At 30.4% G+C, this 13183-nt stretch carries 12 protein-coding genes; 6 read left to right on the plus strand and 6 right to left on the minus strand.

Going from position 1 to position 13183, the window contains the following annotated elements:
• The first annotated feature begins 12 nt into the window (after positions 1–12).
• The 3 genes from K8354_RS10085 to K8354_RS10095 all read left to right on the plus strand — a co-directional run bounded on the left by K8354_RS10085 (position 13) and on the right by K8354_RS10095 (position 2986).
• Positions 13–654 carry a DUF4159 domain-containing protein gene (locus K8354_RS10085; protein WP_223439316.1) on the plus strand — a complete coding sequence of 214 codons (642 nt, stop codon included), beginning with the start codon at positions 13–15 and terminating at the stop codon, positions 652–654.
• Entirely contained in the window at positions 638–1582 is a 945-nt protein-coding gene (locus tag K8354_RS10090; RefSeq protein ID WP_223439317.1) for a bile acid:sodium symporter family protein, read from the plus strand. Before K8354_RS10085 ends, K8354_RS10090 begins: the two co-directional genes overlap by 17 nt.
• A 342-nt stretch (positions 1583–1924) precedes the next feature.
• Positions 1925–2986: a 1-acyl-sn-glycerol-3-phosphate acyltransferase gene (locus tag K8354_RS10095; RefSeq protein ID WP_223439318.1), complete on the plus strand. Its 1062-nt coding sequence runs from the start codon at positions 1925–1927 to the stop codon at positions 2984–2986.
• A gap of 402 nt (positions 2987–3388) precedes the next feature.
• On the opposite strand, the gene K8354_RS10100 is transcribed toward K8354_RS10095, so the two are convergent.
• The 3 genes from K8354_RS10100 to K8354_RS10110 all read right to left on the minus strand — a co-directional run bounded on the left by K8354_RS10100 (position 3389) and on the right by K8354_RS10110 (position 8139).
• Positions 3389–6307 carry a serine hydrolase domain-containing protein gene (locus K8354_RS10100; RefSeq protein WP_223439319.1) on the minus strand — a complete coding sequence of 973 codons (2919 nt, stop codon included), beginning with the start codon at positions 6305–6307 and terminating at the stop codon, positions 3389–3391.
• A 225-nt stretch (positions 6308–6532) separates the two neighbouring features.
• Positions 6533–7018, minus strand: a complete 486-nt coding sequence (locus K8354_RS10105; protein WP_223439320.1) for an ABC transporter ATPase — start codon at positions 7016–7018, stop codon at positions 6533–6535.
• Positions 7019–7311: 293 nt separating this feature from the next.
• On the minus strand, positions 7312–8139 hold the full coding sequence (locus K8354_RS10110) for a 3'-5' exonuclease (RefSeq protein ID WP_223439321.1): 828 nt from the start codon (positions 8137–8139) through the stop codon (positions 7312–7314).
• 1002 nt (positions 8140–9141) lie between these two features.
• On the opposite strand from K8354_RS10110, the gene K8354_RS10115 reads away from it, so the two are divergent.
• The 3 genes from K8354_RS10115 (at position 9142) to K8354_RS10125 (ending at position 11617) form a co-directional block, all read left to right on the plus strand.
• Positions 9142–9915, plus strand: coding sequence for an SGNH/GDSL hydrolase family protein (locus K8354_RS10115; RefSeq protein ID WP_223439323.1), 774 nt, complete (start codon positions 9142–9144; stop codon positions 9913–9915).
• Positions 9912–10424, plus strand: a complete 513-nt coding sequence (locus K8354_RS10120) for a cupin domain-containing protein (protein WP_223439324.1) — start codon at positions 9912–9914, stop codon at positions 10422–10424. Before K8354_RS10115 ends, K8354_RS10120 begins: the two co-directional genes overlap by 4 nt.
• A gap of 134 nt (positions 10425–10558) precedes the next feature.
• A complete protein-coding gene (locus K8354_RS10125; protein ID WP_223439325.1) occupies positions 10559–11617 on the plus strand; it encodes a flavin monoamine oxidase family protein in 1059 nt (352 codons plus the stop codon).
• Between the two features lie 52 nt (positions 11618–11669).
• Here K8354_RS10125 and K8354_RS10130 read toward each other — a convergent pair whose 3' ends face one another.
• From K8354_RS10130 to K8354_RS10140, 3 genes are all read right to left on the minus strand, one after another.
• Positions 11670–11927 carry a DUF6952 family protein gene (locus K8354_RS10130; protein ID WP_223439326.1) on the minus strand — a complete coding sequence of 86 codons (258 nt, stop codon included), beginning with the start codon at positions 11925–11927 and terminating at the stop codon, positions 11670–11672.
• Positions 11928–11975: 48 nt separating this feature from the next.
• A complete protein-coding gene (locus tag K8354_RS10135; protein WP_223439327.1) occupies positions 11976–12284 on the minus strand; it encodes a thioredoxin family protein in 309 nt (102 codons plus the stop codon).
• A gap of 94 nt (positions 12285–12378) precedes the next feature.
• A complete protein-coding gene (locus K8354_RS10140) occupies positions 12379–13020 on the minus strand; it encodes a peroxiredoxin (protein ID WP_223439328.1) in 642 nt (213 codons plus the stop codon).
• Positions 13021–13183: the final 163 nt, after the last annotated feature.

Here is a 13183-nt window from a genome sequence, read left to right on the forward strand (position 1 = left end):
CTTCAATAATATATGAAGCAATTTATAACCATATGCATTCTTTCTATCTTTTTACAAAGTAACGCACAAGATGTCGCTATTTTAAAATATAATGGCGGCGGCGATTGGTATGCAAATCCTACTGCAATTCCTAATTTAGTAGCATTTACAAACCAAAATATAAAAACATCAATTTCTAAAAACCCAGAAAATGTTGCTGTCAATAGCGAAGATATTTTTAATTTTCCGATATTGTTTATGACAGGTCATGGAAACGTTTTCTTTTCTGATGAAGAAGCGACCAATTTAAAAAACTATTTAATTTCTGGAGGATTTTTACATATTTCTGATAATTATGGTTTGGATAAATTTATCAGAAGAGAACTCAAAAAAGTGTTTCCTACCTTAAAATTTAGAGAAATTCCAAGCAATCATGCTATTTACAATCAAACATTTAAATTTCCTGAAGGAATCCCAAAAATTCATGAACATGATAAAAAATCAGCACAAGGTTTTGGGTTATTTTACCAAGGAAGATTAATTATTTTTTACGATTATGAAACCGATTTAAGTGATGGTTGGGAAGATGAAATTATACACAACAACCCGAAAGAAGTTAGAGAAAAAGCCTTAAAAATGGGCGCAAATATAATTGAGTATGCTTTTACAAACTAATCCGAATATCAATATCGATGACATTAAAATAAACTTCGATTCTAGTGGCTTATGGGTCTTAAACATTGCTATTGCGATAATTATGTTTGGTGTTGCTTTGTCTATTACCATAGACGATTTTAAAAGACTGTTTAAAAACCCAAAAATAGTTTTTGTGGGCATTCTATCGCAATTTATCTTATTACCTGCCGCTACTTTTTTAGCCATTATACTCCTTGAACCTCACCCTAGCTTTGCCTTAGGAATGATGATGATTGCCGCATGTCCTGGTGGAAATGTTTCTAATTTTTTTAGTAAAATGGCTGGTGGAAATGCCGCGCTTTCTGTTAGCTTAACGGCTTTTGCAACCCTAATTTGTATTTTTATGACACCTTTTAATTTACAATTTTGGGGAAGTTTGTATGAGCCTACAAATATCATATTAAAATCAGTAGAACTCAATTGGGTAGATTTATTAAAACTCGTTTCCTTAATTTTAGGCATTCCGTTAGTCGCCGGAATGCTCATCAAAAATTATCATTCAGAAATGGCCATAAAAATAGAAAAAGTTTTAAAACCGATTTCTATGAGCGTTTTTATAATACTAATTTTTGTAGCCTTTTCTCAAAATTTAGATATTTTTATCAGCTATATCCATCATGTAATCTTCTTGGTGATTTTTCATAATATCTTTGCTTTTATATTAGGTTTTTATACTTCAAAGATTTTTGGACTCAATAAAAAAGATTGTAAAACTATTTCTATGGAAACAGGAATTCAAAATGGTGGTCTCGGACTTTTATTAATTTTTGGCTTCTTTGATGGTCTTGGTGGTATGGCTTTATTAGCCGCTTTTTGGGGGATTTGGGATGTTTTTTCTGGCATGGCTTTGGCTACTTTTTGGGGTAGAAAAAAACAAGCAGTATTGAAACAGCAAAAAATAGTATAATTTAAATATTTCAAACTACGCCGTTCAAATAATAAATACAAAATCTTTGCCATGGGCTGAAAAAAATTCTAAAGAGAAATCGGCATTTACAAGCCAGATAGGTTTGCGGAAGTCAAATAATTTCGGTTTTATAGCTTCATTTTTTTCAAAATTAACATTTATAATTCTTTGAGATTATGATAAACTAAAATGATTTTTTTCTTTACCTAAAAGTAAAAAATAAAGCATAGCTGCACAGTTACGATTTCATTTTAGTTAAAATAGAAATGAAAAAAGCACATGGTAATGCGATCATTTAAAAATGATAAATTGTAAAAGTTTTATTAAAATTACAACTAAAACATGAGTATTAAAAAAATTTGGTATGAAAGTGCAAGACTTTTTTTAAAGATTAGTTTGCATTTTTATGCGAAAAAAATAAAAGTTTATGGTAAAAATAATATCCCCAAAAAAGGAGCTGTTTTGTTTGCCATTAACCACCCTAATGCATTGATGGATCCTTTATTTGTGACCTCTAAAAATAAAAGAGAAAATCATTATTTAGTAAGAGCCGATGTTTTTAAAAAACCGCTTATAAAAAAAGCGCTGGCTACCTTAAATTTAATGCCTATTTATAGAATTCGAGATGGCAGAAAACAACTTTCTAACAATCAAGAAATTTTTGAGCAGTGTTTTGATATTCTTAAGAGAGAAGAAACTCTAATTATTTTTCCACAAGGAGGCCATTCTAGAGACAGAAATATAAAGCCTTTAAGTAAAGGATTTACAAGAATTGTTTTTGGAGCTTTAGAGAAAAATCCAACGTTAGAAATTAGCGTGATTCCCGTAGGGATTACTTATCAAAATTCATCATCTTTTCCCTCTAAAGTTTGTATTCATTTCGGTGAACATATTAATTCGAGAGAAATTCTGAGTAAAAATGAGAAACCAAAAGCGATTCATATTTTAAAAAATGAAGTTCGTATTCAACTAGAAAAATTAACGGTTCATATTCCGGATGATGAGAATTATGCGGCTACTCTAAATAAGTTAAATCAAGCTAATGTCGATTTTACAAATATTAATGCGGTAAATAAAATGATTGCTGAAAATAACTTCCCTAAAGCTAAAAAAAAACCAGTGAATATTTTAAAGCCCTTATATTATATTATTTTGCTGAATAGTATTTTTCCTTTAATCATTTGGAAAAAAATATCCAAAAGCATTGGTGAAATTGAATTTGTAGATACCATGAAATTTGCTACTAACGTTATCAGTTTCCCAATATTTTATACCTTGCAAGCTTTAGTTATTCGTTTTTTCTTTGGATGGAATATCGCAGTAATTTATTGGTTTCTTTCTTTTTTATTGGTCTTTTTATATACTAAATTTTCTGTTTTAAATACTGAAGACCAACTGCTGTAAAAATTTAAGTTTCGTATTTCTTTCATTGTTGTCCGATAAAAGATAAAAAGACCGCTTTCGCTGTTAGAATCAAGAACAAAGACTTGACTTTAACTAACTGAAAAACAATATTATTACGATTTTAAATTTTTCGATACATCATAAATTCTGAAGCGGTTGTAATAGCAAGGTGTACTACTTTAAAAAATCTTGAAAATCAAAACTATCAATACTTTAAAACAATTTAGCTAATTTTAATCGGACAACACTATTTCTTTAAAGAAGCATTTGATAGATCTCTAGAATTTTGTGACACATGGCGGCATTTCAAACCAGAATTGATATTAAAACAAGCACCCGCAAAAACACAATCAGCTTAAAGACCTAAATTTTAATGCATTTACTTTTAAAAAATCATTTTGACTAATCCATAATGGCATCTTGAATAATTTGCTGAATTTTGGTCCGAATATTTTCTTTAATTAAACCTCTATTATTCATGTGCGGATACACCCTATTCGACAAAAAAACATATACAATTTCACTTTTAGGATCTGCCCAAGCATAGGTTCCTGTAAAACCAGAATGACCAAAACTTGCATCAGAAACGCAACCACAAGTTGCTTCTATATCTGGGTTTAGCTGCGGCTTGTCAAAACCTAAACCTCTTCGCACATTTTTATCAGCATAATAACGGGTATTGAATTTATCGATGGTTTCTGCTTTTAAATACCGTCTACCTCCATAAAAACCTTTTTGTAAATACATTTGCATCATTTTTGCAACATCATTTGCATTCGCAAATAAACCTGCATGTCCTGCAATACCTCCCAACATGGCAGCTCCCATGTCATGCACATGACCATGTATTAATTGATTTCTAAAATAATCGTCTTTTTCGGAGGGAACGATCTCTGATTTTTTGAATTTTTGTAACGGCAAGTAGGTCATTCTATCCGCCCCTAACAAACTATAAAATTGCTGATCTACTAATTTATTTAGCGGCTTTTCATATGTTTTTTCTAATGCTTCTTTAAATAAATAATATCCTAAATCGCTATACTTATACCCTTCATTTTCTCTTTGATCTGCGTCGCGGATATATTTATAAATACTGTCTTTGTAAGACTTTTTAATAAACAGATTTTCAGCGACTTCAACATTGTATTTACTACTTCTTTTTGTTCTATAGAATATCGGTAAATTTTTATGCGTAATACTATCTTGTGTTTTTAAATAAAAAGGAATCCATGCTTTTAACTTACCAAAATGCGATAAAACTTCTTTCACAGAAACCCCTCCTTTATTAGTCTCTGCAAAACTTGGTAATATATCTTGTAAACTTGCCGTTAATGGTATTTTCTGATCTTCTTCTGCCTTCATAATTAAAGGCAAAGAAGCTAACATTTTTGTTAAAGAAGCTAAATCATAAATATCAGAATTTTTAACGGGTATCTCTTTTATTTCCGTGTGATAGCCATAACTTTTTTGAAAAACTACTTTTCCTTTTCTTGCCACTAAAACTTGAAACCCAGGTGCCATTTTTTCTTTCAAAACAGTTGTGGCAATAGAATCTATAAAAGATAATTTTTTTGAAGATAATTGCACTTCTTCAGGTATCGTATATTCTAATCTACTTAAGCTATACGATTCTATTCCGTGCCCAACCTTAAAGTTATCACCAATAGAAACTGGTAATTTTCCGTGCGCTTTAAGCGCTCCAAAAATAATTTCGGCCGAAATTTCTTGTGCTAATTTACTATTCTGATAAGAAACAAGGATACTTTCTATGTTCGTAAAACTTTTTAGTTGCAATAAACTATACGGACTTGTAAAAACATCTAAAATTACATTTTTTCCTCTAGCAATTTCTTGTAACCAAACGAGCTCTTTACTTTTAAATTTATAACTTTTCCAAGGATGCTCATTTGATTTATGAAAACCTATAATCACCTGGTTATAGGGTTTTAATTTCACTAATAAGCCATCTAAATTCTCATCAGAAATTACATCTACTTTTGTATAATTCTTGAGCATATTTACAAAATGATTTCCAGAATCATCACCTAATTTTACATAGGCTATTTTTTGATACTCTAGATTTGCTAACGGTATTGTATGCTTTTCATTTTTTACCAGAGTAATCGCATTTTTCACAAGCTCTCGGTGTAATAATTCGTCTTCAATTGTATTTAAATCTTCTTGTAAATTATCAGTTTCAATAGGTTTGTAATTATGTAAACCCATCCAGTATTTAGCTTTTAAAATCTTTTTAACAGAAAAATTTAGTCTTTCTTCAGTTAATGTTTTTAAAATTAGTGCTTGTTTTATCAAACGAATACTTGCTGGCACATCTTGCGGAATTAATAACATATCATTTCCTGCAATAATTGCTGCTAGATCTACTTCTGCGGATGTTGCATAATCTGTTGCCCCTTTCATATTTAAACCATCCGTAATGATCAATCCATTAAAACCTAACTCATGCTGCAATAAATCTGTAACGACACTTTTTGATAACGAAGTTGGTAAATTTGCATTCGATTCTAAACTGGGTATATTTAAATGTGCTGTCATTACACTTCCAATGCCTGCATCAAAAATTTTTCTGTAAGGGTATAATTCTATAGAATCTAGTCGTGCTTTATCAAAATTTAAAAGTGGTAAAGTATAATGAGAGTCTGATGCTGTATCTCCATGACCCGGAAAATGTTTGGCATTTGCCATCACGCTAAACTTTTGCAATCCTTGCGTAAATGAAATTGCTTTTTGAGTTACATTTTCTTTACTTTCTCCAAAAGAACGATTCCCGATTATAGGATTTTCTGGATTTACATTCACATCTACTACTGGCGCAAAATTTACATGAATTCCTAAACGCCTGCAATGTTTGCCTAAATGTTCCCCAAATCGTTTCACTAAAGAATCATTTTGAATAGCTCCTAAAGTCATGTTCCAAGGAAACTTGTAGGTGTTTTTCAAACGCATATCTAAACCCCATTCACCATCAAAGCCAATCATTAAAGGCACCTTAGAAAGTGCTTGGTATTTATTGTTAAGAATGGCTTGTTTTTGAGGAGTTCCTTGCATAAAAATTAAATTACCTACGTGATATTTTGTAATCATTTCAGTAATAAAGTCTTCGTGTTTTTGATCTAAATTAGAATAAGCTTGCACCATAAACAACTGTCCTATTTTTTCATCAATAGACATATTGGTTAAAATACTATCTACCCAAATTTCTTGAGCTTCAAAATCTTTAGTTCTTAAAGGATCTATAGTTTGGGCATTTATTTTAAAAATAAAGGCAATAAATACTATTAATAATAGCTCTTTTTTCATTTTATATTCTAAATATTTTTTGGGCGTTTTAACAGGCTTTCCATTATATCTTTTTAATTTTTGCCATTCCGAAGTCTATTTTTTATAAACTTTGGCAATCTCCTTATCGAAACAGATTGCTTCGTTCCTCGCAAAGACGCTTTTCTATTTGCAAATTAAAAAGGATGCCATTTCAATCCTTAACGCAGGCTTACTTATTAGGATACTTTCTTTTTAAATCAATTCTTATACCAAAAAGCGTTTGTGCCAACTTTCTTTTGCGGGTACTTCCCAATTATTTTCAAATTCTTGTTTGGTGTTTACCATATTGTTAAAAACAATTGTTTCTTCAGTAATTTTTTTCTCTTTTGCAAAATGCTGAAAATCTGATAATTTTAAAACATTAATGTTGTTATTATCTTTAAAAGTAATGTTCATTTTGTTCATTAAATCTAGTTGCAAATCTTTCTCTAATTCTTGTACAAAACGCACAGAACTATCAATAGAGCAACCGGATACATTGTTAAAACTTTCATCAACAGCTAAAACCAAAAACTGATTGTATTTAATGGTAAATGATCCTTTTAAATCATCTCCATGACGTGTCCAAGAATTGATAAAGTCAATCGCTTTTTCTGAAATAAATTCGACTTCTTGTGGTGTAAATTCTCTATCTGATTGATAAATCCAAACTCGTGAATTATCTGGTAAATTTTTATATTGGGTAAACATATTTGTTGAATGTTTATTTGTTTAAATGTGTAACTATTTAATTTGATAAAGTTAAAGAAATTGCAGGAACTAAACTTGAATTATCTTTATGTTTTGCTAATTATAAATTTCGCCAAGTTCCATTTATTTCTTCAATTTGTTAGTCCAATTTGTTAGTTCAATTCAAGCTATGAAAAAATACAATTGTTGAAATAAATAGCACAAAAAAGATAATTTTTCATGAATTTTAGATTTAAAAAACTTCTCGATACAAAATTCTTGAAAAAAAATTTCACTCGAAGTGACAACACTTTTTACCTCAAATTAAACTTCTGTTGCAAAGCTTGTAATTTTTCTTCATCTGTCATCGTTTCTTTTGGCGCAGACATTCTTACTTTAATATGCTTTAAGACCTTTTTAGTATACAACGGAAAATCTGCATTCTGTATCCAGTTATGATACCCAGGATTTTCTTTAAACACTTCTTCTACAGTTCTACCTCTATATTTTCCGAAAGAAAAAACTTCTTGTTTTTTATCATTCATCAATATAAAACCTGCAAAATCTGCCCTTTCACCATGTGTTGAGTATTCGCTTAAAGCATCAACAGTATTGCCAATATCATTGTATTTATCCACTTGTGCTAACAAAATTTCGTAGGTTGCGTTGGTGTCAGCTTCTGCTCCATGAGCGCCTTCTAATTCTTGTCCGCAATAAAATTGATATCCAGCTCCCAAAGTTCTTTGTTCCTTTTTATGAAAAATAACCTGTACATCAATTGCTTTTCTATCCTTCATGTCAAAATCGATTCCTACACGCATTAATTCTTCTGCTAGCAGCGGAATATCAAACCTATTAGAATTAAAACCGGCCAAATCACACCCTGCAATCATTTCATTTACTTGCAATGCTAATTCTTTAAAAGTTGGTTCTGTAGCTACTTTTTCATTGGTGATTCCGTGAACGGCAGTCGATTCCTCCGGAATCTCAACCTCAGGATTTACCAACCAAGTTTTGCTTTCTTTGTTGCCATTCGGAAATACTTTTAAAATTGATATTTCTACAATTCTATCTTTTGCAATGTTAACTCCTGTTGTTTCTAAATCGAAAAATACGATTGGTTTAATTAGTTTTAAATTCAAAATTTAATAGTTTAGGTTATCGTTCAGTTTTGAATATTGAATTCAACTTTTTGAACATTTATTTCGTTTTATATGAACCCCTCAACTGCGCTATAGGAGACAAATTAATTGAATTCTAACACACTAGAGAGCTATTCGTTATATAATTGTACTTTAAATTCTTCTGCCTGAGCATGCACCTCTGCTGGTAAACTTGGCTCTTTAAAGTTATTCTTTTTTAATTTCAATGAATCAAAAAATAATTCAATTTATTTACACGGACTTATACATATAAATTGATATTAGCACTCCGCATTTACCTTCTGCATTCATCGTTTCCTTCAAATCACTGAACTTTCTTCTTAGTTCTTTAGCTGCTTTTTTACATCATTTAAGACTTCTTTTGGCGCTAAATAATCAAGTTTAATTGCATGCGTTGCTTTGTATTTCTGTAAATTCATGATCAATTATCTCAAGGTTTAAAGATAGAAAAAATAGTGCCCTTACAACGAGTTTTATAGGATGATTTATCCATTGAAATGGTAATAAAATCATAAAATATTATTACCGAATCTTTCTCTATTTTAATTTAGTCTTGTCCGATTAAAATTAGCTAAAGTGTTTTAAAGTATTGATAGTCTTGATTTTCAAGAGTTTTTAAAGTAGTACACTTTGCTATTAAAACCGCTTTAGAATTTATGATGTATCGAAAAATTTAAAATCGTAATAATATTGTTTTTCAGTTAGTTACATTCAAGTCTTTGTTCTTGATTCTAACAGCGAAAGCGGTCTTTTTATCTTTTATCGAACAATAATGATTTTAATTCTAAAATTTCTTACTTTCGTTCACAAACTATTAGAGAAGTGCCCAAAAAAGGAAAAGCTAAAAATACTGTAAATAAGGCGAAGCATACCAGGTTAATGCGTCAAAAAATTAACAAAGTAAAATCAGAAAAAGAATTGACAAAAGAGCGTTTAAAGGCAATAATAAAAAAAGCTAATGAGCTTAAACAGTTGTAAATAATGAGTTTAAAATATTATATTGGGGTCATTATTTCTTTTCCTCTTTTACCCATCATGTACTTTCAGGGAAAAAATATTCGTAAAAATGTACCAAAACTTCCTGAAGCTAGAAATCCTAAAGGATACATAAAAACAGCCGCTGAAAAAACGCTAAAAATTATAGCAATTGGCGAAAGTACGATTGCTGGAGTTGGAGTAGATTTTCATGAAAACGGATTTATTGGATCTCTAGCGAAAGAGCTATCAGAAAAAACAAATAATTCAGTTTTATGGCACGTATATGCAAAAAGCGGGTATAGTGCTAGAATGGTTCGTAAAAAAATGATTCCAAAAATTGAAGATTCTAATGCCGATATTATCGTAATCGGATTAGGTGGAAATGATGCGTTTAAACTAAATTCTCCTGAGATTTGGATGTATAATATCAATCTAATCATTAAAGATTTGAAAAGAAAATTTCCTAAAACTCCTATTTATTTCACAAATATGCCTCCAATAAAAGAATTTCCTGCTTTTACAGGGATTATAAAATTCGTAATCGGGAACTTGGTTGAAATTTTAGGTAAAAGATTATCTAAAAAAGTAAGTACTAAAAAGAATGTACACTTTAATAACGAAATCATAAAATTTAAAACATGGCAAGAAAGATATCAAATAGAAGGCGATATAAATACTTTTTTTAGTGATGGTGTGCATCCTTCTAAATTAACGTATCAAATTTGGGGAAAGGATATGGCTACTTTTATTTTAAAAACACAAAAAATAAAACCATGAATAAAACAATGAATGGAAATCAAATAATTACTCTTTTCGACTTAACAAAACATCCTGAAGGCGGATATTACAAAGAGACTTACCGTAGTAAAGGTGAAATTTTATCAGAAAATTTAGGGAATAATTTTGAAGGCAATAGAAACTACTGCACCAGTATCTACTTTTTATTAACTTCAGATACGTTTTCTGCTTTTCATAAAATAAGTCAAGATGAAATTTGGCATTTTTACACAGGAACCGCATTAAAATTGCACCTCATTTCTCCGGATGGTAATTACAGCTTTGTACTGATTGGAAATAATTTTTTAAATGATGAAATTCCGCAATTTACAGTACCTGCACATTATTATTTTGCGGCAGAAGTAGTAGAAAAAGATTCCTTTTCTTTTGTAGGTTGTACAGTTTCTCCTGGTTTTGATTTTAGAGATTTTGTACTTCCTAGCTGTGAAGAACTATCTAAAGAATTCCCAGAACACACTAAAATCATTGCCCAATTAACACATCATTAAAAGTAATGAGTACATTCATTTCAATGTATAAATACATTGTGTAATGCTGGTTAGAATGATTCCGTTTTTCAAAGGAATTGTTTCCACAACTAATCTTGAATATTATAATTTTTATTCTTTATATCTTTGTTGAAATGCATAAAAAAATACTAATTATTGGTGGCGGAATTTCTGGAATCTATTTAGGATATCTTCTCAAAAAAGAAGGCTTTTCTATAAAAATTTTAGAAGCAAATGATAGAATTGGTGGAAGAATTTATACCAAAAATGTTCATCAAGCAAAAATTGAATTAGGCGCTACTTGGCTTTGGAAGTATAATGCTACATTATTACAACTTTGTAAAGATTTAGGAATTTCTTTGTTTGAGCAAAACATGCAAGGTGATGCTCTTTTTGAAGCTAAAATCGGCAATTTACCTCAACGTTTTCAATTGCCAAAAAATCAAGAAATTAGTTATCGCATTGTTGGCGGAACTGCAACGATTCTTCATAAATTGGCAAATTGTTTTTCTGAGAACGAATTAGAAATCAATCAAAAAGTGCTTGAAATTATTGATAATGAAGAATCCATTCAAGTCATTACAAACAATTCCGCGTTTAAGGCGGATGTTGTTATCTCTACAATACCGCCTCAACTATTGGTAAATACCATCCAATTTAAGACTCCTTTAAATGAAAATTTAGTAGAAATCGCAAATAAAACCCATACTTGGATGAAAGATTCTATAAAATTTGCAGTGGTCTACAAAAGTCCATTTTGGAAAGAAAAAGGATTGTCTGGTGTTGGTTTTAGCAATGTGGGACCCTTTACAGAAATGTATGATCATTCTGATTTTGAAAACAAGCATTTTGCTCTTTTAGGATTTTTAAATGGCAATTTATGGAATGAAACTAAAGAATATAGGGAAGAAAAAATAAAAGAACAACTCACTATTTTTTTTGGTGATGACGGAAAAAACTATCTTTCTTATCAAGAAAAAGTTTGGAAACAAGAAAACCTTTTGAATTTTGACAATAATCAATTTTTGAGTCCGCATGAAAATAATGGACATGCTATGTATCAACAAGAATTTTTAGGTGGCAAATTAATTGTTGCTGGTTCAGAAACTTCACCAAGTTACGGAGGCTATATGGAAGGTGCGATTTATCGAGGAAATCAAATTGCAAAACAATTAAAAAATAAATTTTTATAAACAAAAAACCTCAAGTTTTCGCTTGAGGCTTCTCGCTTTCAATAATCGTTATTTACTGATCAATAGAACCTAAAACACGTTTCATAAACGTATTTAATGCTTCTTTTTTAGGTGTGCCCTCTTTGACCATTTTATCAACCTCAAGCGCTCCATACATATTAGAAATCAACTCTCCGATAACATCCAATTCCTCGTCTTTTAAAGAGGGAACTTCTGTTAAGGCTTCTAAAGTTTCGATAGTTTCTAACAAGTAATCTTGATCGTTTTCGTCGATAAAATTAGTAAGGTGTTTTATTACAGGTAACTTCATTTTTACTTTTTTTAAATGTGATTCTAGAACAAGTTCAGAATTACAAATTTATTCAATTTCTGCCACCAATTCCTTTAACACATCAAACTTGTTTGTTTGTGTTTGATTTTTCTTTTCACCCCCTACAAAAGTTGCAAATGTTGGCAAATTACTAACATCTGCTAATTTTCTGCTTTCAGGAAATTTTTCAGCATCTACAATAACAAATTTAATTGCATCTTGTTCTGAAGCTAATTTTTTAAATTTCGGTTTCATAATTCTACAATTACCACACCAAGTCGCAGAATATTGCACCACTACTTTTTCGTTTTCACTTACAATTGCTTGTAAATTATCTTCCGTTAATTCTTGTACCATAATTTTATTTTTTTGTCATTACGAACAATCTAAGGCAATCTGCTCTTTTATCTGAAAAGGTTACTTCGCGATTGCTCGTAATGACTATTTTTATTTAGTGAGAAGCCAAATATGCAGCAGTTCCTTTTGCATTAGGAGACATGGCATCTTTACCTTCTTCCCAGTTTGCAGGACAAACTTCTCCATGAGATTGTACATGCGCATAAGCGTCGATTAAACGTAAAAATTCATTTACATTTCTACCTACTGGCATGTGGTTAATTCCCTCATGAAACACAGTTCCTTCCTCGTCTATTAAATAAGTAGCTCTGTAGGTTACATTATCTCCTTCAACTTGAACCGTTTGCGAAGCTTCATCAAATGTTTCGTTCGTAATATCTAAAATACCTAAAATTGATGATAAGTTTCTATTGCTATCTGCTAAAATTGGATAGGTTACACCTTCAATTCCGCCATTATCTTTAGAAGTACTTAACCATGCAAAATGCACTTCTGGAGTATCACAAGAAGCACCAATTACAACAGTATTTCTTTTTTCAAATTCACCTAAAGCTGCCTGAAAAGCGTGTAATTCTGTTGGACATACAAATGTAAAATCTTTTGGATACCAAAATAACAATACTTTCTTTTTGTTTTTTACTGCTTCTTCTAATACATTTAATTTAAACGTATCACCCATTTCATTCATTGCGTCTACATTTAAATTTGGAAATTTTTTACCAACTGCTGTTGCCATATTTTTTATTTTTAAAATTATTAATATTCAATTTTCTCCTGCAAATTTAAAAATGTAATTCACTTTAAAACCTAAAAGTTGATGGGAACTTTTTATGTTTGCATCAACTTTATTTATAGCTTATACATTTAAAAATAGATTTACACTATTAAAAATCTATGTC

It is taken from the genome of Polaribacter litorisediminis (assembly GCF_019968605.1).
Taxonomy (GTDB): domain Bacteria; phylum Bacteroidota; class Bacteroidia; order Flavobacteriales; family Flavobacteriaceae; genus Polaribacter; species Polaribacter litorisediminis.

Coding starts and splice junctions, on each gene's coding strand:
- K8354_RS10085 (WP_223439316.1), top strand. CDS start 13: ATGAAGCAATTTATAACCATATGCATTCTTTCTATCTTTTTACAAAGT.
- K8354_RS10090 (WP_223439317.1), top strand. CDS start 638: ATGCTTTTACAAACTAATCCGAATATCAATATCGATGACATTAAAATA.
- K8354_RS10095 (WP_223439318.1), top strand. CDS start 1,925: ATGAGTATTAAAAAAATTTGGTATGAAAGTGCAAGACTTTTTTTAAAG.
- K8354_RS10100 (WP_223439319.1), bottom strand. CDS start 6,307: ATGAAAAAAGAGCTATTATTAATAGTATTTATTGCCTTTATTTTTAAA.
- K8354_RS10105 (WP_223439320.1), bottom strand. CDS start 7,018: ATGTTTACCCAATATAAAAATTTACCAGATAATTCACGAGTTTGGATT.
- K8354_RS10115 (WP_223439323.1), top strand. CDS start 9,142: ATGAGTTTAAAATATTATATTGGGGTCATTATTTCTTTTCCTCTTTTA.
- K8354_RS10120 (WP_223439324.1), top strand. CDS start 9,912: ATGAATAAAACAATGAATGGAAATCAAATAATTACTCTTTTCGACTTA.
- K8354_RS10125 (WP_223439325.1), top strand. CDS start 10,559: ATGCATAAAAAAATACTAATTATTGGTGGCGGAATTTCTGGAATCTAT.
- K8354_RS10130 (WP_223439326.1), bottom strand. CDS start 11,927: ATGAAGTTACCTGTAATAAAACACCTTACTAATTTTATCGACGAAAAC.
- K8354_RS10135 (WP_223439327.1), bottom strand. CDS start 12,284: ATGGTACAAGAATTAACGGAAGATAATTTACAAGCAATTGTAAGTGAA.
- K8354_RS10140 (WP_223439328.1), bottom strand. CDS start 13,020: ATGGCAACAGCAGTTGGTAAAAAATTTCCAAATTTAAATGTAGACGCA.